The following is an 18,588-nucleotide window of genomic DNA, read 5'->3' as shown; positions in this document are numbered from 1 at the left end:
CCGACTACCGGGCCACCCGGACCGGCAGGATCACCGCGGACGGGTGCTCGGGATCGTGGAACACCTCCTGATCCGCGGCGCGGAGGGTTGCGGCGGTCGCCCTCGGCTCGCCGGTGCCCGGATTGCGGTTGTAGCGCGGGAAGGCCCCGCTGGACACCTGGACCCGGATGCGGTGACCGCGCCGGAAGCGGTACGCCGTAGGCCACAGCCGCACCGTCGCACAGGAAGGCTTGTCGGCGCCGGTCAGGCTGACCAGGCCGTCGCACACGTTGGTCGAGCGGCCCTTGTCGTCCACGTCGCACAGCCGGACGAACACATCGGCGTACGGGAGGCTGGACTTGAACCAGATCTCGGCGGAGACCTCGCCGATCACCTCGGTGTCCGTGTCGAGCGTGGCGGTGGTGTACGTGAGCACGTCCGGCCGGGCTTCGAGCCCGGTGTTGTCGACGCGGCCCCCCTTGACGCCGAGGGCCAGGCGCACCCCACCGACGGCTGGAGTCGGGTCCGCCGGGTCGTAGCGGTAGCCGTCCGGCGCGGACTCGCCTGGCGTATCCGTGGCCAGGGGGCCGCCCGGGTGGAGATGGAAGCGCTGCGGTGAGTATCCCGGCGGCGGCCAGGACGGGAAGTCGCGCCAGGTCTCCGCGCCCATGACGAACAACCGGACCGGGGCGCGCTCGGGCGGCTGCTCGCCGCGGGCGTGCGCCAGCCCGAAGTCGAGGGCCTCGGCGGCCGCCGTGACCCCCACGCCCCTGGAGGTGTGCGACCACGGGCCGACCGTGAGCCGGGCCGGACGCCCGGCCGCCTGCAGGGCCTCGTGGTCGCGGAGTTGGCCCGGAAGGAAGATGTCGTACCAGCCGCCGACCGAACTCACCGGTATGGCGATGTCGGCCACCCGGTGGCTGTGGTCGGCCTCCGCCCATCGCGGCGTGCCGGCGTCGTGGGTGAGGACGTCCTGGATGTAGTCGGACCGACGGCCCATGGCAGCGACATCGGCCTGGCCGAGCGGCAGCGTGCGCAGGGCGCGTTGCACCCGCTTCGCCTCCAGCAACTGGCGCGGCATCGCCCACCGGCGTTCCTGGCCGGCGACCATGACGCCCCAGCCGAACGGCGTCTCCAGGGAGAATCCGTCCGTGCGGAGGAACTCCAGGGTGAGGGCCGACTCCGACACCGCCGGGATCATCGCCTTGACCTGCGGCGGCAGTTGGTCGGCCACCGCCCACTGGACGAAGCCGAGGTAGCTCATCCCGTACAGCACCATCGACTCGCCGAACCAGGGCTGCTTGATCACCCACTCCAGCGTGTCCAGCCCGTCCTCGCGCTCGCGCCGAAACGGGTCGAAGTCTCCGCCCGAGCCGAACGTCCCACGCGTGCTCTGGATCAGCACCTGGAAACCGCGCTCGGCCAACGGCCGGACCATCGGCCCCGCAGCCATGCCCGCCCGGCCATAGGGAATACGGAGGAGAACGGTCGGCAAGCCCTCGCCCCCGGTCCTCGGGGCCCAGCGGTCGGCCAGCAGGACGGCCCCGTCACGCACCGGCACCCGCAGATCGCGCTCGACGACCAAGTCCCTTGTCAGGGGCGGCGGAAGGCGCAGCAGGCGCTGAGTGAGATGGCTGCCCAGGTTCATCGGTGTGTCCTCCGTCTGCTCCTACGTGGTGACCGTCGGCGTATACCTACCCCGGTTCCAGGCCCGGTGTCGGGCCGTGGACGGCTTCCGGCGGTTCGCGATCCCCTTCACACCGTCCGTGGTCAGGTAACTGACCACGGCGACACCGCCATTGAAGAGGAACAGGAACCAGAGCGTGGAGGACTTGGACAGGAACGCCTTGATCTTAGGCTTCTTCGCGATGCGCGAGCCCGCCGGCATCGAGACGGCGATCCCGGGGACCGGGTTGAGGTCACAGCAATCGGTCGACCAGCCCGTCGACGTAGTCCGGGGTGAGCGGGCCCATGCCGAACAAGACGCGGATATACATCGGGGCCAGGATGTGGTCCAGCACGTCGAACGCGTCGGGTGCGTGCTCGCCGCGTTCGCGGGCGCGATCGAGCATGGACTGCAGTTGCCGGGTGCGTTCGTCGCGGAGGTCGTCACGTGCCCGTAGGCCCTGCTGACCGTTGCTCGACAGGGCGACGGCCAGGCGCACCACCATGAGACCGTCCGGTCCGGTGATCTCGCGGGCCACGTTGGCCGCGTAAGTGCGCAGGTCGCCGACCAGGCTCCCGGTGTCGGGCATCGGCGACCGCGCGTTGAGGCGGGTGAGCGCCACGTCGGTGAGCAGGGTCTCCAGGCTGCCCCACCGGCGGTAGATGCTGCTGTCGGCCACGCCCGCGCGGGCTGCGACCTCGCCGACGGTGAAGTTGCCGTAGCCGCGCTCGCTGATCAGGTCGGCGACGGCCTGGTGCACCGCCGCGCCGACGCGGGCGCTGCGCCCGCCGGGCCGCCGGGCTCGCTGTCGCTCGTTCACGCCCCCACCTTAACGCAGTTATCACTTGCGTTTGCGAGGCGATCCTCCTTACAGTCGCCTAACGCAGCCACCGACTGCTTTAGAGCGCCCAGCGGCTGACCACGTCGGCCGCGGAGAGGCGCAAACCAACGATGGAGAGGAATCCCATGGCTGCATCGCCCGCGGCCGTAGGCAGTCGACCGAACCGGGCCGTGCTGCTCACGGTGACCTGCCTGGGCCAGTTCATGGTCCTGCTCGACAACACGATTGTTGGAGCAGCGCTGCCCGATATGCAGCACCGGCTGCACACTCACCTGACCGGTCTGCAATGGATCGTCGACGCGTACGTACTGCTGGTCGCCATGCTGCTGCTGTCCGGCGGTGTCTTCGCCGACCGGTTCGGCCGCAAGCGGGTGTACCTGGCCGGCGTGGCGGTGTTCACCACCGCGTCGGTCCTGTGCAGCCTCGCGCCCTCGGTCGGCTGGCTGGTCGCCGGCCGGGTGCTGCAGGGCATCGGGGCCGCGGCACTGAGCCCTGCCTCGCTCGCCCTGCTCGCCGCCGCCCATCCCGTGCCGCAAGAACGGATCAAGGCGATCGGGCTGTGGGCCGGATTCAGCGGAATCGGTCTGGCCGCAGGCCCCGTGGCCGGCGGCGTGCTGACGGATGCCTTCGGCTGGCCCGCCATCTTCCTGGTCAATCTGCCCATCGGCGTGGTCCTTCTGCTGGTCGGTCTGCGCACTCTTGAAGAGGCCCGCAATCCGAGCGCCCCCGCGATCGATGTCCCGGGGACGGCGCTGTCCGTTCTGGGGGTGGGGGCGCTGGCCTACGGGCTGATCGAGGGTGGTGCCCGCGGCTGGACGTCGCCGGTGATCCTGGGCGGCTTCACCGCCGTGGTGATCCTCCTCGCCGCTTTCGTCGCCGTCGAAGCGCGTCGCTCCGCTCCGATGCTGCCGCTGCGGCTGTTCCGGCAGCCCCTGTTCACCGTGTCCAACACCGCCATGGTCGTGGTGGGGTTCGCGCTCATGGGTTCGTCGTTCTTCTTCTCCCAGTTCTTCGTGTACGTCCAGGGCAGCTCGATCCTGCGCGCCGGCCTGCAGACCCTGCCGGTATCCCTCGCCATGGTGATCGTCAGCCCGTACGCGGGCCGGCTCGCCGCCCGGTACGGCTTCCGCATCGTGGTGACCACCGGCCTGGCCCTGGCCGGCCTGGGTCTGCTGGCGCTCGGGATGGTGCACGCCGACACCGGCTACGGGAACGTGTGGTGGCGGCTGACAGTCGTCGGCATCGGCTTCGCCCTGGCCATGTCCCCACTGACGGGAGCCGCCATCCAGGCAGTCGGCCCGCAGGAAGGCGGCCTCGCATCAGGCATCAGCAGCACCACCCGGCAGATCGGCGCGGTGCTCGGCGTGGCGGTACTCGGAGCCATCGTCCGCACCCGGCAATCCGGCGGCGCCTCCTTCGAGACTGGCCTCGACAGCGCCTTCCTCGCTGCCGGCACCGTCACTTTGGCCACCGCCGTGTTCACCGGCCTGTGGCTGGCGAGGTCCGAGCCCGCGGAAGGCTCCGCGGCGCCGCAACGTTCTACCGATCCAGGTGCGGTTACCCTCTCGAACGAGGCATCCGCGAACAGCCGTTGACGGCGAGACCGACCTTGGCCGGGAGGCGCCCCGCCGGATGATCCCCCGGCGGGACGCCTCCCGGCCAACAGGATGATGCTCCGCGCCTCTCACCAATGAATGACCAGATGCGAGACGGTTCTGACAGGCTGTCCGGGGGAGCCCGTGCCGCACCCGCGGCGGGAAGACCGCGACGAAGTACCACATGCCGCGCTTTATCCTCGTCCCCGCCCTCCGCGAGGAGCTGGAGGTGCCGGTACCCGAGGACCGCGGCCCGGTCGGCCGTGGAAGCCCGGCCCGCCGGTCGAGGCGGCGTCGGCCGCCGCAGCGACCAAGCCGATCCGAATCGGTTATTGCAGGATGCGCCCCTGGTCATCGAAGCCTTGTGTTCGCTGGACCGATCTGTCGTGTGAGAAGCGGTTCGCGGTTCGCTTCGGGCGAGGGTGAGTTTCGTCGACGAGGTCAGCGAGACAGTCCAGCTGGCCCGGACGTCGCGTCGCTTCTTCGATCCGCCCGACAGGGATCAGGCCGTCGAGGACGTCGACGACGAACTGGGACGCGGGGCATGGCTTCGAACTCGTCTCGTGAGTCGTCGTTCAGCACCGTGTGCGTATCAGGTGACGGATGCTCAACGATGGCTGGGCCCGCCGGTCAGTCGATGCCTTCGATGATGCGGAAGTCGCGCTCGACGCCGTCGGGGAGGGCCACCAGCGCCTTCTGGTATGCCTCGCTCTCGTATGCCGCGACGGCCTGTTCAAAGCTGTCGAACTCGATCAGAACGACGCGTTGCGTGATTCCGGCCTCGTGGGCGACGACTCGACCGCCACGGGACAGGAGGCGCCCGCCCCCAGCCTGGACAGCCGGACGGGCCAGCTTGTCGTAGGCAGTCAGCCTCTCAGGGTCGGAAATGGCGGGGTAGACACTGACCCAGTAGCCCTTAGCCATGGAAACCTCCTGTATTCGGCCGGACACGTCCGACTTCGAATTGACACTCAGATCGATCGATCCCGGCGACGGGTACTGCGGTCAGTTGAATCGTCATATGCGCAGGTTAGGGCTTGATGTGCGGTCGAGGGAAAGACCGGTACGGGATAGACTCAGAACGGATCGTTATCAATCGGCAGGGAGGGCACATGGCGCCGGATACGGTGAGCCTGCGGTACTTCCTGGTGCTGGCGCAGGAGTTGAACTTCACCCGCGCGGCCGCACGGATCGGTATCGCACAGCCCGCACTCAGCGCCCGGATGCGCCGATTGGAGGCGGAACTCGGTACGGCCCTGCTGGTCCGCAACACGCGTAGCGTCGTATTGACCACGGCCGGTGCGGCTTTGGCGGAGTCCGCGCCGCCCGCGCTGGCGGCGCTGGACCGGGCATGGGACACCGCCCGGAGCGCGGCGGCCGGTGAACTGGGCACGCTGCGCATCGGATACAGCCTCAGCGCCGGGGCCGAGACGGCACCGGCCCTGGTGGACAGGCTGATTCGCGGCAACAGCGGACTCGAGGTCGGCGCGGTCCCGATGGCGACACCGGAGATCTCCCCCGCGGTCGCCGACGGCCGCATCGATGCCGGGATCACCCGCGGTGAACAGCCGGGCCGTGGCGTGCGCCGGTTCCTGCTGCGGCGTCAGCGCGTCGGGGTCCAGCTGGCGCAGCACCATCCGCTGGCCGAACACCCGGAGATCGAGATCGCCGACGCGGCCGCGTATCCGCTGCGACTCCCGGACCGTGCGGCCAACCCCGTGATCCACGATCAGCTGTCCGCACTGTTCCGAGACACCCGACCACACCCCCGATTCCACACGCCCGCAGTCTCTTTCGACATGTCTCAGCGCGACCTGCGCGACGGGGTCACCCTCGCCCCGGCCGGAGAAGCCGCGGTCACGGCACAACCGGCCGGTCTCACCTGGCGACCGCTGCGGGGCGCGCCCAGCCTGACGATCCACCTGGTCCTCCCACGCGAGCAGTCGCCGCTACACCGCCGCATCCGTGCCGTCGCCAAAACCCTGGCGCACGAGCTGCACTGGCTGCCGGACTGACGCGCAAGAGGTCAAGCGAGACGGACGCCTGCGGTGGCGAGGCCGAAGACCTTGCGCCCGGCGGACTTCGCGGTGATGACGACGGCGGTCTTGCTGAAGGTCCGACACGACCTCGCTACGCCGGCGGATCAGCATCCGATGATGGCCCCGGGTCCGGTCCGAGTCGTACACCGCGGCGACGTCCTCGCCCAGCCCGAGATCTCGGCGGATACCGCGCCTTCGCCGACGCCGAACCGGACAAGCACGGGTAACCGGCGGGAACGCCCGCCGTCAACGGCGTCCATGACGTCGGTCAATGCTTAACGCCAACCACTGTTCCCTTGCTCCCCGAGGCCGGATCCCGACTCGGAGGCGTCTGTCATCGGCTCGTCGTTGTTCTGTTCGTCCAGGGCCGCGAAGGCGTCAAGACGGGCTTGAGTATCTTCGAGACCTTGGCGCTGAACATCAGGAAGGTCTCCAACGGGATCCAGACCAGCGGGTCCGGCGGCGTTTGCCCTGCCCGCGTTCGGATCTCCAGGAGCGCGACCTGCGCGTATCGGATGTCTCGTGCCAGCCAGGTCGGGTATACCCGCTGAGCCCACTCGTCCCAGATCAACTTCTCAGTCGCAGCGACCATCCTCCACGCGCTCGGTGCTCGACGGCATTCGATTTGCGTCGCCGGACGCTGACAGGTCTATCTGCTTGGCAGCACGCGGACCCTGGTCTCCGTGGTGGACGCCAGTTCCCGCCGCAAGGCGGTGATCTCGTCGTGCTGGGTGGCGAGGCGGGAGAGTGCCTGTGCTCGGAAGTTTTGGAGATCACCGACTTCGGTGTTCCTCCTGGCAAGACGTTCGCGCAGGCTGGCGACCTCGGCCTTGAGCCGCTCGATCTGGGCGAGGCGTGGGTCGGGACGATGTCCGGCAACCTGGGCAGCGGTCCGCCGGCGATCGAACTCGGCTTTCAGATGCGGGTAGGCGCGGTAGAGGGTCGCTCGTGGCACTCCCGCGAGGGTGCACAGGCTCTTGACGTCGCACTTCAGGCCGTCTGGGGCGGGTCCGACAAGGAGCTGTTGCATTGCTGCCCGGATCCTGGCCCCGGCTTCGTTCTGGCGTTCCTGCGTCATCTCTCAGGTTCCTCCTCAGTGTGTCCGGAGGTGTCGATCTCGGCGACGATGCGGGTGGCGCGGTGGAACGCGGCCTGGGCTCGTGCCCGTTCAGGCTTGGAGAGTCTGAGGTTGCCCAAGAAGACGGCCTGGGTGTTCTCGGCATGGTCGGCCCAGATCTGCCGGTGCTGGGAGTGATGGGTGGCCTGCGGGCAGCGCGCCGAGTCACACATCCCCATAAGGGGTTCACCGGCGTCCGGGGTGCCGGCGAGCTTCAGGCACAAAGCCTTCCCTGGATCGGAGAACCAGCAGTAGTTACCGACACCGAGGTGCAGGGTCTTCGCCTTCGCCTTGAGGACACGCTCGACGCGCCGGTCGTCGATGACGGTGACCGGCCCGGCGTCGTGCCGTGCCAGGATCTGGTCGACGGTCTTGAAGGCGCCGATGAGGTCGCGGGCACCCTGGCCGCTGGGCAGGATCCCGCGCTGGTAGTCCTCGTAGGTGGCGACGGTCAGCCGTAGATGTTCGGCTTCTTCCTCGGCGGCTACCTCGGCGGCGAAGGCAGCCTGGTGTCCGCCGGGGCGGGCAGCATAGCCCTCGGCCGTGGCCACACTGACATGCTTGAGGTGCAGTTTCACGGCCATCAGGCCGTGCGGACGCTGGGCGATGGCCATCGCGAGCGTGCCCCGCAGAGCTCTGGGGTTGACCGGGCCGTCGGGGAGGGGCTCCAGGCCGAGCCGCTGTCCGTACTCGCCGTTCACCCGTGCACGCAGGGCGGTATAGCGGCTGTTGCTGTTGTTGGATGCCTTGGCGAACAGCCGCTTACCGCCGACGAGGGCTTCGGCTGTGGCGATGGCCCGGTGCACGTCTTCGGTGACCACCCACGCGTCCTCGGTCCCGCCGAATGCCTGGCCCTTGATGCGGCGGGAGACCAAGCGGTAGCGGGTGCCGCCGCCGGGCCGCCGTTCCTGCTGGCCTCAGCCGCTCGTCAGTTCCGCCAGCTCCGAGGAACGCATCCCGGAAAGCGCCGAGGTGAGGAAGTAGGCAGCCGAGGTGACGGCATGGACCGTGGCGTCCAGTTGGTGCCGGGCCATCGGCAGGGCCCAGGGCACCGGTGTGCCGTCATCGTGCCGGGACACCAGGGCCGCATCGCGGCACCAGGGCTGCTGAAGGCCGCACTCACTTACCCACCGTTCCAGCTCGGGACGGAGCCTCTCCAGGTCCCTGCGGTGCCCCATGGCCCCCACCGCCTGAACGACGAGCGGATCAAGCCCAGTAGTGCAGGATCACGGAACGAACCTGGAGTGAGACACGAGACAGAGCGAGAGATAACACTCGTACGAGCGAAGGAACTTCACTCCTACGAGACACGCTCAAACCGCAGAGCTAACGCCCGCTGCTCGACCGCCCAGCAGGAACTCCGATCCCAGCTCGACGCACTCGCCCGCGCCAAACTGCAAGCGGGTGTTCTCCGAGAGGATCCCACCCGGATCGCGCACGTCCCGGGATCGTCACTCCGGCTCGATGATCGACACGGTCTTGTAGCGCAGGAACTCGTCGATGCCGGCCCGTCCGCCCTCCTTGCCGTAACCGCTGATTCCGAGACCGCCGAAGGGCGTGTACGGGAGGTTCTGGCGCGCACCGTTGACGTAGACACCACCGGCCTTCAGACGCTCGGCCACCCGGTGGACGCGGGTGAGGCTCGTCGACTGGATGTTGGCGCCGAGCCCGTACGGCGTGCTGTTGGCGAGGGCGACCGCCTCGTCCTCGGTCGCGAACTTGAAGACCAGCAGCACGGGTCCGAAGACCTCCGTCTGGGCGATCTCGTGGTCGGGATCGACGTCGACGATGACCGTGGGCTCGACGAAGTTCTTGTCGGCGAGGTCACCACCGGCCCTGTTTCCGCCGACGGTGATCCGGCCCGCCTTGTCCCGCCTGGCGCGGTCGAGCATCCCGCAGACCCGCTCGACGGCGGCCGCGTTGATGAGCGGCCCCACCTTGACCCCGGGATCGAACGGATCACCCATCTTGTAGGTCGCGGCGACCGCGGTGACACGTTCGACCACTTCGTCGTAGATGTCCTCGTGCACGATCAGCCGGGTCGGCACCACACAGCCCTGGCCGGCCAGCACCCCGATGCTGTCCCGCACGGCACGGCCTGCCACCGCCTCCAGGTCGCCGGCGTCCGGAAACACGATGCTGCCCGTCTTCCCGCCCAACTCGAGTACCGCGGGCTTGAGTTGTTCGGCGCAGGCATGCATGATCCTGCGCGCCGCGACGGGTCCTCCGGTGAAGCTCACCTTCTCCACCTTCGGGTGGCGCACCAGGGCCTCTCCTGCCTCCGGACCACCGCTGAGAATGCTGCACACGCCGTCCGGCACACCGGCCTCCCGCAGCAACTGCCCGTACAGGTGCGGTGAGAAGGGCGTGAACTCCGACGGTTTGACCACCACGCAGTTCCCCGCGGCGAGCGCCGGTATGACCTTCATCCCCAGCGAGACGACGGGGCCGTTCCAGGTGACGATGACTCCGACGACGCCGTACGGCTGCGGCGCCGTGTAGGAGAAGTACCCGCGCGTGTCGAGCGTCGAGATCAGCTCGCCGGACAGCTTGTCGCACCACCCGGCGTAGTAGCGCGTCCAGCTGATCGAGTTGTCGACGATCCGCAGGCCGAAGTGGGTCGGAGTGCCGCCGTCGAGCGCCTGGAGGTCGACGAACTCCTGACGGTGTTCGTCCAGCAGATCGGCGAAACGTGTCAGGACGTCGCGCCGCGCCTCCGGCGTCCAGCGGCGCCAGGCCTCCGCCTGTGCGGCGGCCAGTTCGACGGCCTCGTTGATCTCGGTGGCACCGGCCAACGGGATGGCCGCCTGCACCTCGCCCGTGTACGGATTGCGGTGTTCGAAGACACCGCCGGACCCGGAATCGAGGATCTTGTCACCGTAGTGAAGCCGGACTTGTGGAGCGGTTACGGTCATGGGTGCCTCTCGGAGAACTCTTGACCAGCGGTGATGTTGTTGCCGAGGTGCGGAGGCCGAACAGCAACCGGTGTTCGCGCTGTCAGCGGACGGCGAATCCGGCGTCGAGCGGCAGTTGGACACCGGTGATGTAGGCGGCTTGATCGGATACCAGCCACGCGACGGCGTTGGCGATGTCCTCGGCTTGGAGAATGTCGATCGGGAGGGCGTTGCGCATCTGGCTGATCGGGGTCTTCTCGCCTCTGGCGGCCTGCGCCTGGAGTTCCTCCATGACCGGGTTCTGCGTCATGCCCGACACCACGCCGGTGGGGTGAATGGTGTTGACCCGAATCCTCTCGTCGGCGTACTCGTTGGCGAGTACCTGCATGAGGCCGACCAGGCCCCTCTTCGCCGCTGTGTAGGCCTGGCCCCCTGCCTTGTCGTTCGCGACACCCTTGATCCCGGCCGCGGAACTCGTGATGACGACCGATCCGCCGCGCCCTCCGTCACGGATCGCCGGCAGCACCACCTCGATGGTGCGCCATACGCCCGTCAGGTTCACGTCGATGATGTCGACCCAGGTGCGGTCGCGGTCGCCGTCGGGGGAGAGCCGGATGATGCCGGCGTTCGCGAGCAGGACATCGACCCGGCCGAAGCGTTCGACGCCGTGGTCCAGTACCCGGCGCAGATCGTCATAACTGCGCACGTCGCCCTTCTCGGCGACGATCGCCCCGCCGACCGCTTCGACGGCCTTGACGGTCGCCCGCAGGTCGTCCTCGGTCGCGTTCGGGTAGTCCATCGACTCGATGTTCTCGCAGATGTCGAGACCGATGATGTCCATGCCCTGCGAGGCGAGTTTCACCGCGTGGGCCCGGCCCTGACCGCGGGCGACACCGGTGATGAAGGCGACCTTCCTGCCTGGCTCCATGGCAATCCCTATCTGTAGGTGACGAGTTGAGGGGGCAGGTGGGAGTACTCGTTGAAGGTGACGAGCGTGCTGCCTCGGCTTCCGACGACAACTCGCGTGACTCCGCTGTTCACCGCTACTCGATTGAGTGCGAGCCACTGTCGCTGCCCTCCTCCCAGCAGCGAGGCGGCGATCCAGCCGATCACTCCGGCGCTGGTGAAGACGACAGCGGTTTCCCCCGAGGCCAACTCGGCGGCCACTTTCCCCAGTGCGCTGTCCACCCGGTTCGTGAAGGCGGGAAAGGGCTCCGCGTACTCATGATCGTGAATTCCCGAGGCCCATCGGGGAATTGCCTGATCGAGCGGTTCGGAATCAGGAATGTCCGGCTTGCGATGCGCCGCGCGAACGTCTTCGTGGTCGAACTCGTTCCATGCTTCGTCGACTTCCACGGATGTCGACCACTGCGACGCGAGGCGTGTGCGACGGGCGGTGTCCTGTTGGCGTTTGAGACGGCCGGTCAGAATCCGGGTCGCGGAGACACCGCGCCGACGGAATTCCGTACCGAGCATCTCGGACTGGACTTCGCCGGTACCGGAGAGCACGTCGTAGTCCGCCGCGCCCACCGACGCCTGGCCGTGCCGGACGAAGAGGATCACACCCATCACGGCATCCCCGCCTTCGATGTGTGGAGCCGGGCAAGGCGCAACCCTTCCATCTGACTTTGTGCCTCTACGTTCCACTCGCCGCAGGAACACCAGCACCGATAACGGTCGCCGTCGGGAACGACCGCCTGGCCGTCACAGGAACCTCCGCTGTTCGCCACGCTCGTCAGGAACTCGAGTGGCTTCTCCTCCAGCGCACTCTCGTAGTCGTCGGCCATGCCTCACTCCTTCTCGGCGTCGGCGTCGGCGGCCACGCGGAACACGGGGAGGAGCCAGCCATCGGTGATGGGATGGAAGTCGACGGTCAGCGCCATCCCGATCCGTACGTTCTCCGGTTCGACGCCGATCACGTTCGTGATCAGCCTCGCCCCGGGCGCGTCCGGCAGGTCGACCACGGCCGGGACCAGGGTCAGATCCGGCAGCCCGGGATAGCCGTGCACCACGGCGAAGCTGTAGACCGTCGCGCGGCCGGACAGTTGGGGCCAGTCCACCGAGGTGGACTGGCACTCCGGGCAGAACGGGGTGGGAGGCAGTCGGAAGGTTCCACAGTCGCCGCACTTCGGCGCCACCAGCCGCCGTTGCTTCGCGGCCTGCCAGAACGGCTCGGTCATGGCGTCCGTGGCGATCCTGACGACGTCTGACGGCAGAGCTGTCGCGACGCGCGCCGCGCTCATCGGTCACGCCCCAGGATCAGGCCGCTGACCGGCAGACTGGCCGGCCCGCCGGTGCACAGCGCGAACTCGGCGTCGGCGACCTGGTTGATCGCGGTGCCGCGCATCTGCTCGACGCCCTCGACGATGTGGGTCATACCGATGACGTACGCCTCGGAGAGCTGTCCGCCGTGAGGGTTCACCGCGATGCTCCCCGGCTTCCGTCGGGGGGAGTAGCGAATCGCGCCGCTCTCGACGAACGGGCCACCGTCGCCCTTGTCGCAGAAGCCGTAGTCCTCCAGCTGCATCAGCACCATCGGTGTGAAGTGGTCGTAGATCAGCGCCACATCGATGTCCTGCGGCGTGATGCCCGCCTGCTTGTAGAGGCGTCCGGCGATCGGCTTGTGACCGGACGAGGTGAAGGTCTCGTCCGGCATGCCGTACCACGAGAACGCGCGGCCCCAGTCGCGGGTGCCGCCGTGCGCGACGGCCACCACGGGGACCGGCCGCTGCCGCAGATCGCGGGCGCGATCGACCGAGGCCGTGATCACCGCCACCGCTCCCTCCGTCTCCAGGCAGAAGTCGTACACGCACAGCGGCTCGGCGATCATTCGCCCGCTGAAGTACTCCTCGCGGGTCAAGGGAGTCTTCTGGATCGCCTTGGGCCGGTTCAGCGCGTTGTGCCGGGTGGAGATGGCGATCTCGGCGAACGCGTCCCTGGTGGTGCCGTACTGATGCATGTGACGTCGCGCCAGCACCGACATCAGGTGGCCCGGACCCGCCAGTCCGGACGGTTGGAGGAAGGAGCCGATGGGGCTTACCGGCTTGGCCGCTATCACCGTGCCGAGGCGTTGCTTCTGCTGCTGCAGTGCCATGACCGTGACGACGACAGACGCGTCGCCGGCGACAACGGCCGCGCGTGCGAGGCCGATCGCCCCCGCGGAGCCGCCGCCACCGTTGGTGAGCGACGCCGAGAAACGGACCTCGGGGATACCGAGGGTCTCCATGAAGTCGGCGGACTCCATCTTGTCGCCGTACCCGGCACCGGCGCCCGAGTAGTAGGCGAAGCCGTCGATCTCCTTGACCGAGAGCCCGGCGTCCGCGCAGGCGGCGAGGATGGCTTCGCCGGCGAGTTGCGTGATGCTCTTGCCGGCGGACTCACCCCGCCGGTAGTAGGGCGTGGCGCCGACGCCGACGATCGCGACGTCGCGCAGTCCCGAATCCTGCGGCATCAGGTCAGACCCCGCTCGTGGGGACCGGTGGGACATGCGGGAAGAGTTCGAAGAACGCGCCCTGCGTGATCCGCAGCCGGGTCTGCTCCGAAACGCCGTCGAACAGCGCCTTCAGGGTGTCCTGCGTGTGCCCGAAGGTGCCTTCCATGTGCGGGTAGTCGGAACCGAACATCACGTTCCGGTAGCCCATCGCCTCGAACGCCGCGACCGCCGTCTCGTCGTGCTGGAAGGAGGCGTACACCTGGGTCATCAGGGTTTCCTTCGGGTCCCGTTCGAGTTTGGGACGCACCGCCATGTGGTGCTGGCGGTAGCCCTCCAGCATGCGGTCGCCCAGGAACGGGATCCAGGTGGCACCGCCCTCGGAGATCAGCACCTTCAGATCGGGGTGCCGGTCGAGCGCGCCGGAGGCCACCAGCTTCATGGCGGCACGCTGGCCGGAGAACGTCGTTTCGGCGTAGTTCATGACCGCCCCGCCGGGGCCGCGGTAGACCACCCCCGCGCCACCGCTCGTCATGTCCACCGGATCGGTGCCGATGTGGAAGGCAAGAACCATCCGTGCACGCTCGGCGGCATCCCAGAACGGCTCCCAGTCCGTTCGATGCCAGTCCGGGGCGCTGGGGTGCGGAGTGGTGGGCAGGAACACGGCCCGGAAGCCCTGCTCGGCAGCCCACTCGAGCTCGGAGATCGCGTCCTGAACCACCAACGTCGACACCTGGGCGGTGACGACGTAGCGGTCCGAGACCGCCGCGATCTCCTCCAGCGCCCACTCGTTGCCGGCCCGCATGCATGCCTTGAGCAGCTCGGGTGTCCGGAAAGTCGAGGCCCACATCCCCAGCGAGGGGAAGATGACCTCACCCCAGACACCTTCCTGGTCCAGGTCGTCGAGACGCACCCGCGCATCGCGGATGCCCCGTGCCTTCCGGCTCTCCTCCAGGAACTCCCTGGCCACCGAGGTCGGCAGCTTCCGACGGAACGACTGACCGTCGACATGCACCGTCTCGTACTCCCCGTCCGGGTCCTTCTCGGACTTCGGCGTCAGGTCGGCGAGCCGCTTGGGCAACCGCGACTCCCAGAGATCGCTCGGTTCGAGGAAGTGCGAGTCGCCGGAGTTGGTCCAGATCTTCGGCATCGTGTGGTCCTCCGGAAGTAGGGAGGCAAATGGCCTGCGTTGCCAGGTCTTCGCATCGAACTGTTCCACCGACCGGGCCGACTGTCCATACTTTCTAAGGCTTCTCCATTAGTTTTGGCGTTGCACCGGCTGCGTGATGTCCACGAACATGGGCGTCGGCCGGCTCCCCCCGACGTGAACGAGGACGAGGACCATGGAAGTGGACGCGAAGGCCGCAGGCGGCAGGCGTCGGCATACGACGGGGGAGGCGACCCGGGAGCTGTTGATGACGACCGCCGAGCGGCTGTTCGCCGTGCGGGGGGTCGAGGGTGTGACCTTGCGGGAGATCCAGGTCGAGGCAGGCCAGTCCAACTCGTCGGTGATCACGTACCACTTCGGTTCGAAGGCGGGCCTGGTCCGGGATCTGATCGCCTTCCGCTACCGGGCCATCGACGCGCGCCGGGCCGCGTTGATCGAGGAAGCCCGGGCCGACGGCGTGTCCGATGACCCCCTGGCGGCGGTGTGGCTGATCGTCCGTCCGCTGATCGAGAGCATCGAGGCCGGCGAGATGTTCGTGCCGTTCCTGGCCAGGCTTGCTCCCGCGAGCGCGGACGCGGAGTACTGGCCGAGACAGATCGACGACGCCACCGACGTGCTCCAGGAGTTGGTGCCCGGTCTGCTCGGCGACTTGCCCGATCGAGTACGGCGCGGCCGCGAGGTGCAGCTCTACAACAGCGTGCTCAACCTCCTGGGCGATCATGCGCGGAGCCGGCACAGGATCAGTGAGGCGCAGCTCAACAACTACATCGACGGGTGGGTGGGCATGCTGACCGCCCCCGTCTCGGCGGCCACGTCCGACCTCATGGAGGAAGAGGCGCGCGCGAAGAACCGCCAGGGGTGACGCCCGCGGACGACAGCGTGGCGGCAGTCGTCCCCCGAAGACCAGGTCAGCATGTCGATGCTCCGCGCTTGCGAGGAGCCGCGGCTGTTTCCTGCAGCGAGCGGACGATGTCCGCGTGCCAGTCGGGGTCGGAATCCTGCGGGAGGGTGAGCCCGATCCGGTCGGCGTAGCCGCCGATGTGCTGACGCATCGCCTCGGCGAGCCCCTCCGGCTCGGCGGCGACCGCGAAGGCGCCGAACACTTCGTCGTCGATGAGTGCACCCATCTCGGCCCATCGACCCTGCCTCGACAGTGCTGACAGCTCGGTCTGCAGGTCGCCCCAGCCGTGCAGTTCGAGCACCGGGCGGTACGACGGGGTGGAAGCGTAGAAGGCGATCTGGTCGCGGACTGCGGCGATCGCCCGGTCTCGTGCGGGTCCGTCCGGATCGGTCACCACGAACGGGCTGGCCCGTACCTCGAAGCTGTTCCTGTCTCGGCCCGCGGCGGCGAGGCCGCGGTCGACGGCGGGTTGTGTCACCTCCTGCACGTACCGCGCGGTGGTGAAGCTGTGCAGGATGAGACCGTCGGCGACCTGGGCGGTGGCCTCGGTCATTCGTGGCCCGACCGCCGCGACGAACACAGCGGGCGGTGGCACGTCGAGGGGCCCCGGATCGAACCTCGGCGGCATGAGGGTGTGCTGGGTGAAGTCACCGCGGAAGTCCAGCGGAGTCCCGTCCTGCCATGCCTGCCATATGGCGCGCAGTGCGCTGACGTACTCGCTCATCCGCTCGGCCGGCCGGGACCAGGGCATCGCGAACCTGCGCTCGATGTGAGGGCGCACCTGGGAGCCCAGGCCGAGTTGCAGCCGGCCTCCGGAGAATCGTTGCAGATCCCAGGCCGCCATCGCGGTACTCATCGGACTGCGGGCGAACGCCACGAGGATGGACGTTCCCAGGGTGATCCGGCTTGTGCCGTCAGCCGCCAACGCGACCGGGAGGAGACCGTCGTGTGCCACCTCCGGGACCAGCACGGAGTCGTAACCGAGATGCTCCAGGGCCGATGCGCCGGCGCGCGCGTCCGCGAGCCCACCGTTGAGCCTTCCGTCCACCTGCACGGTGTCTTCGTCCTTTCCGATGTGGGCCGAACGAGCAGGGGCAGCCCCGGCCCTACAGTTGATCCCGGTTCCGGGCCGTCACCGCGCGGCGCCGGTCCTCCAGCAGGCCGAGGTCCGGCCGATGGGTCTCGGAGATCGTCCGCTCGACCGCGAGCGCCGCCCCGATCGTGGGCTCGCCGCCCTCTCGGTACATGCGCTTCAGCGTGCGCATCGTCTCGTGCGGCACCTCGCCGACGGCAGTGGCGAGCTCGATCGCACGGTCGAGAAGCGCCTCGTGCGCGACGACTTCGGTGACCAGCCCGATGCGCAGGGCTTCGGCCGCGCCGATCACCTCTCCGGTGAACGACATGCGTCGCGCCCACGCCTGCCCGACGACACCCGGCAGGCGTGCGGTCATCCCGCCGCCGGGCAGCACTCCGACACGGGCATGCGTGTCCGCGAAGACCGCACGCTCGGAGGCGACCAGGAAGTCACACCCGAGCGCGATCTCCAATCCGCCTGTGAACGTCGCGCCGTTGATCGCGCCGATGATCGGAGTCGTCATCCGCGCCACCTGCTGGACGCATGGTTCCTCGCGATGCCGGCGGAAGTAGGCCTCCCTTTCGCGAGCGGCCTGCTTGAGATCCACGCCGGCGCAGAACGCGGGGTCGACGCCGGTCAGCACCACCGCTCGCACTTCGGGATCGGCGTCCGAGTCGACCAGCCCTGTGTACAGGGCGCTTATCAACTCGCCACCGAGCGCGTTGCGCGCCTTGGGTCGATTCATCGTGAGGATGCGGACCGAACCGACGTCCGCGATGAGCACCGTCTCGCTCACGCTTCGGCGACCAGTTCCGCTGCGACTCGTCCCGCCTCGAGGATCGAGTCGTTGTAGTGCGCGACCTTCGGATTGGTGACCTCACCCTTCAGGAAGCGGGCGTAGCCGCCTTCGAGGACGATGGCGAGTTTGAAATTCGCGAGCACTTCGTAGTACCGGTAATGGTCGAGCGGGTTCCCGGTCAACTCGCGGTATATGTCGACCATCTCGTCTCTGAGCGGCATCCCCGTGTAGTCGACGTACCTGCTGTGGACGTCCTCGACGCGTGCCGGCCACTGCCTCATCAGCCAGGCGAGATCGAGGACGGGATCACCCACGGTCGCCATCTCCCAGTCGACGATGGCGGCGAGTGCCGGCTCGGGGCCGTGCCGGAACATGACGTTGAGGAACGAGTAGTCGCCGTGCATGATGCCGGGTGCCCACTGGGAGGGGATGTTTTCGCGCAGCCACCCGCCCGCTTCGGCAAGGCCGGGGATGTCGCGGAAGCGGAACCTGTCCCAGTGCGCGGTCCAGCGATCGACCTGCCGCTCGTGGAAGCCGTCCGGTTTACCGAAACCCGTGAGCCCGCGTGCCTGCCAGTCGACCGCCGAGAGGGTCGCGAGACCACGGACGAGTTCGTATGCGAGCTGTCGGCGAGGGGCGACGCCGTGCTCGGCCGCGAAGGGTTCCGGCCAGGACATCGAGGCCGCCGGGGACCAGCCCTCGACCTCGGACATCACGTAGAACGTGGCGCCGAGAACGTCGTGGTCGGTGCAGATGGCCAACGGTGTGGCGTGCGGGACATCGGTGCCCTCGAGCGCGGTCAGCAGCCGGAACTCGCGTTCCATCGCGCCATTGCGGCCGTCCGGGACGACTCGCGGCGGGCGCCGCAGGATCATCCGCTGCGCCCCGCCCCCCAGCCTCGCCACGATGTTCTGGTTGCCGCCATTGATCGGATCGACGACCAGTGCCTCGGGCCGGTCCACAAGGGACCGCTCGACCAGCCAGGCGGCGAGGTGCTCATGGTCGAGCTCATCGACGGTCATGACCCCGGGAACCTCCGACGTGATGGACGTAACGGATTCTATCAACGCGGCGTTGACGAGAA

At 68.4% G+C, this 18,588-nt stretch carries 20 protein-coding genes; 3 read left to right on the top strand and 17 right to left on the bottom strand.

Translation table 11 applies throughout. From position 1 onward, the window contains the following. Window positions 1–4: 4 nt before the first annotated feature. The 3 genes from AC5DRG_RS05175 to AC5DRG_RS05165 are packed head-to-tail and all read right to left on the bottom strand — an operon-like array spanning window position 5 to window position 2,465. Window positions 5–1,627 (bottom strand): CocE/NonD family hydrolase, encoded by a 1,623-nt coding sequence (locus AC5DRG_RS05175; RefSeq protein WP_491808381.1) that lies wholly within the window; start codon window positions 1,625–1,627, stop codon window positions 5–7. A gap of 21 nt (window positions 1,628–1,648) precedes the next feature. Continuing rightward, a complete protein-coding gene (locus AC5DRG_RS05170) occupies window positions 1,649–1,867 on the bottom strand; it encodes a hypothetical protein (protein WP_491808380.1) in 219 nt (72 codons plus the stop codon). Between the two features lie 31 nt (window positions 1,868–1,898). After that, entirely contained in the window at window positions 1,899–2,465 is a 567-nt protein-coding gene (locus AC5DRG_RS05165) for a TetR/AcrR family transcriptional regulator (RefSeq protein ID WP_491808378.1), read from the bottom strand. Between the two features lie 146 nt (window positions 2,466–2,611). Between AC5DRG_RS05165 and AC5DRG_RS05160 the strand changes: the two genes are divergently transcribed. Further along, complete coding sequence (locus tag AC5DRG_RS05160; protein ID WP_491808376.1) at window positions 2,612–4,081, top strand: MFS transporter; 1,470 nt, start codon at window positions 2,612–2,614, stop codon at window positions 4,079–4,081. Window positions 4,082–4,711: 630 nt separating this feature from the next. Here AC5DRG_RS05160 and AC5DRG_RS05155 read toward each other — a convergent pair. Beyond that, on the bottom strand, window positions 4,712–5,005 hold the full coding sequence (locus tag AC5DRG_RS05155) for a DUF1330 domain-containing protein (protein ID WP_336203725.1): 294 nt from the start codon (window positions 5,003–5,005) through the stop codon (window positions 4,712–4,714). Between the two features lie 188 nt (window positions 5,006–5,193). Between AC5DRG_RS05155 and AC5DRG_RS05150 the strand changes: the two genes are divergently transcribed. Beyond that, on the top strand, window positions 5,194–6,096 hold the full coding sequence (locus AC5DRG_RS05150) for a LysR family transcriptional regulator (RefSeq protein WP_491808374.1): 903 nt from the start codon (window positions 5,194–5,196) through the stop codon (window positions 6,094–6,096). Between the two features lie 673 nt (window positions 6,097–6,769). Here the strand turns inward: AC5DRG_RS05150 and AC5DRG_RS05145 are convergent. From AC5DRG_RS05145 to AC5DRG_RS05100, 10 genes are all read right to left on the bottom strand, one after another. Then, entirely contained in the window at window positions 6,770–7,198 is a 429-nt protein-coding gene (locus AC5DRG_RS05145) for a hypothetical protein (protein ID WP_491808372.1), read from the bottom strand. Then, window positions 7,195–8,112 (bottom strand): hypothetical protein, encoded by a 918-nt coding sequence (locus AC5DRG_RS05140; RefSeq protein ID WP_491808371.1) that lies wholly within the window; start codon window positions 8,110–8,112, stop codon window positions 7,195–7,197. Before AC5DRG_RS05140 ends, AC5DRG_RS05145 begins: the two co-directional genes overlap by 4 nt. 42 nt (window positions 8,113–8,154) lie before the next feature. Further along, window positions 8,155–8,415: a hypothetical protein gene (locus AC5DRG_RS05135; protein ID WP_491808369.1), complete on the bottom strand. Its 261-nt coding sequence runs from the start codon at window positions 8,413–8,415 to the stop codon at window positions 8,155–8,157. A 273-nt stretch (window positions 8,416–8,688) separates the two neighbouring features. After that, complete coding sequence (locus AC5DRG_RS05130; protein WP_491808367.1) at window positions 8,689–10,152, bottom strand: aldehyde dehydrogenase family protein; 1,464 nt, start codon at window positions 10,150–10,152, stop codon at window positions 8,689–8,691. A gap of 82 nt (window positions 10,153–10,234) precedes the next feature. Beyond that, a complete protein-coding gene (locus AC5DRG_RS05125) occupies window positions 10,235–11,059 on the bottom strand; it encodes a mycofactocin-coupled SDR family oxidoreductase (protein WP_491808366.1) in 825 nt (274 codons plus the stop codon). A gap of 8 nt (window positions 11,060–11,067) precedes the next feature. Beyond that, window positions 11,068–11,700 (bottom strand): histidine phosphatase family protein, encoded by a 633-nt coding sequence (locus tag AC5DRG_RS05120; protein ID WP_491808365.1) that lies wholly within the window; start codon window positions 11,698–11,700, stop codon window positions 11,068–11,070. Beyond that, entirely contained in the window at window positions 11,700–11,918 is a 219-nt protein-coding gene (locus tag AC5DRG_RS05115; RefSeq protein ID WP_491808363.1) for a hypothetical protein, read from the bottom strand. Before AC5DRG_RS05115 ends, AC5DRG_RS05120 begins: the two co-directional genes overlap by 1 nt. 3 nt (window positions 11,919–11,921) lie before the next feature. Continuing rightward, on the bottom strand, window positions 11,922–12,374 hold the full coding sequence (locus AC5DRG_RS05110; RefSeq protein ID WP_491808362.1) for a Zn-ribbon domain-containing OB-fold protein: 453 nt from the start codon (window positions 12,372–12,374) through the stop codon (window positions 11,922–11,924). Continuing rightward, window positions 12,371–13,582, bottom strand: coding sequence for a thiolase C-terminal domain-containing protein (locus AC5DRG_RS05105; RefSeq protein ID WP_491808361.1), 1,212 nt, complete (start codon window positions 13,580–13,582; stop codon window positions 12,371–12,373). Before AC5DRG_RS05105 ends, AC5DRG_RS05110 begins: the two co-directional genes overlap by 4 nt. A 4-nt stretch (window positions 13,583–13,586) precedes the next feature. Then, a complete protein-coding gene (locus tag AC5DRG_RS05100; RefSeq protein ID WP_491808359.1) occupies window positions 13,587–14,711 on the bottom strand; it encodes an amidohydrolase family protein in 1,125 nt (374 codons plus the stop codon). Window positions 14,712–14,904: 193 nt separating this feature from the next. On the opposite strand from AC5DRG_RS05100, the gene AC5DRG_RS05095 reads away from it, so the two are divergent. Beyond that, window positions 14,905–15,591 carry a TetR/AcrR family transcriptional regulator gene (locus tag AC5DRG_RS05095; protein ID WP_491808357.1) on the top strand — a complete coding sequence of 229 codons (687 nt, stop codon included), beginning with the start codon at window positions 14,905–14,907 and terminating at the stop codon, window positions 15,589–15,591. A gap of 46 nt (window positions 15,592–15,637) precedes the next feature. Here the strand turns inward: AC5DRG_RS05095 and AC5DRG_RS05090 are convergent, their stop codons facing one another. From AC5DRG_RS05090 to AC5DRG_RS05080, 3 genes are read right to left on the bottom strand one after another with little or no spacing between them, the layout of a single operon-like run. Further along, window positions 15,638–16,684 (bottom strand): TIGR03617 family F420-dependent LLM class oxidoreductase, encoded by a 1,047-nt coding sequence (locus tag AC5DRG_RS05090; RefSeq protein WP_491808356.1) that lies wholly within the window; start codon window positions 16,682–16,684, stop codon window positions 15,638–15,640. A gap of 52 nt (window positions 16,685–16,736) precedes the next feature. Beyond that, window positions 16,737–17,501 (bottom strand): enoyl-CoA hydratase, encoded by a 765-nt coding sequence (locus tag AC5DRG_RS05085; RefSeq protein ID WP_491808354.1) that lies wholly within the window; start codon window positions 17,499–17,501, stop codon window positions 16,737–16,739. Beyond that, window positions 17,498–18,526, bottom strand: coding sequence for a phosphotransferase family protein (locus AC5DRG_RS05080; RefSeq protein WP_491808352.1), 1,029 nt, complete (start codon window positions 18,524–18,526; stop codon window positions 17,498–17,500). The genes AC5DRG_RS05085 and AC5DRG_RS05080 overlap by 4 nt, the downstream gene beginning before the upstream one ends. Window positions 18,527–18,588 lie beyond the last annotated feature (62 nt).

The sequence above is a fragment of the Streptomyces sp. JLBG701 genome (assembly GCF_058544905.1).
Note: the sequence above shows the minus strand (reverse complement) of the source record. Positions and strands in the feature narration are given on the sequence as shown.

Bases quoted from the DNA above. Each gene is read 5' to 3' on its own strand.
- AC5DRG_RS05175 (WP_491808381.1), bottom strand. From the start codon at position 1,627: ATGAACCTGGGCAGCCATCTCACTCAGCGCCTGCTGCGCCTTCCGCCG.
- AC5DRG_RS05170 (WP_491808380.1), bottom strand. From the start codon at position 1,867: ATGCCGGCGGGCTCGCGCATCGCGAAGAAGCCTAAGATCAAGGCGTTC.
- AC5DRG_RS05160 (WP_491808376.1), top strand. From the start codon at position 2,612: ATGGCTGCATCGCCCGCGGCCGTAGGCAGTCGACCGAACCGGGCCGTG.
- AC5DRG_RS05155 (WP_336203725.1), bottom strand. From the start codon at position 5,005: ATGGCTAAGGGCTACTGGGTCAGTGTCTACCCCGCCATTTCCGACCCT.
- AC5DRG_RS05150 (WP_491808374.1), top strand. From the start codon at position 5,194: ATGGCGCCGGATACGGTGAGCCTGCGGTACTTCCTGGTGCTGGCGCAG.
- AC5DRG_RS05145 (WP_491808372.1), bottom strand. From the start codon at position 7,198: ATGACGCAGGAACGCCAGAACGAAGCCGGGGCCAGGATCCGGGCAGCA.
- AC5DRG_RS05135 (WP_491808369.1), bottom strand. From the start codon at position 8,415: ATGGGGCACCGCAGGGACCTGGAGAGGCTCCGTCCCGAGCTGGAACGG.
- AC5DRG_RS05130 (WP_491808367.1), bottom strand. From the start codon at position 10,152: ATGACCGTAACCGCTCCACAAGTCCGGCTTCACTACGGTGACAAGATC.
- AC5DRG_RS05125 (WP_491808366.1), bottom strand. From the start codon at position 11,059: ATGGAGCCAGGCAGGAAGGTCGCCTTCATCACCGGTGTCGCCCGCGGT.
- AC5DRG_RS05120 (WP_491808365.1), bottom strand. From the start codon at position 11,700: ATGGGTGTGATCCTCTTCGTCCGGCACGGCCAGGCGTCGGTGGGCGCG.
- AC5DRG_RS05115 (WP_491808363.1), bottom strand. From the start codon at position 11,918: ATGGCCGACGACTACGAGAGTGCGCTGGAGGAGAAGCCACTCGAGTTC.
- AC5DRG_RS05110 (WP_491808362.1), bottom strand. From the start codon at position 12,374: ATGAGCGCGGCGCGCGTCGCGACAGCTCTGCCGTCAGACGTCGTCAGG.
- AC5DRG_RS05105 (WP_491808361.1), bottom strand. From the start codon at position 13,582: ATGCCGCAGGATTCGGGACTGCGCGACGTCGCGATCGTCGGCGTCGGC.
- AC5DRG_RS05100 (WP_491808359.1), bottom strand. From the start codon at position 14,711: ATGCCGAAGATCTGGACCAACTCCGGCGACTCGCACTTCCTCGAACCG.
- AC5DRG_RS05095 (WP_491808357.1), top strand. From the start codon at position 14,905: ATGGAAGTGGACGCGAAGGCCGCAGGCGGCAGGCGTCGGCATACGACG.
- AC5DRG_RS05080 (WP_491808352.1), bottom strand. From the start codon at position 18,526: ATGACCGTCGATGAGCTCGACCATGAGCACCTCGCCGCCTGGCTGGTC.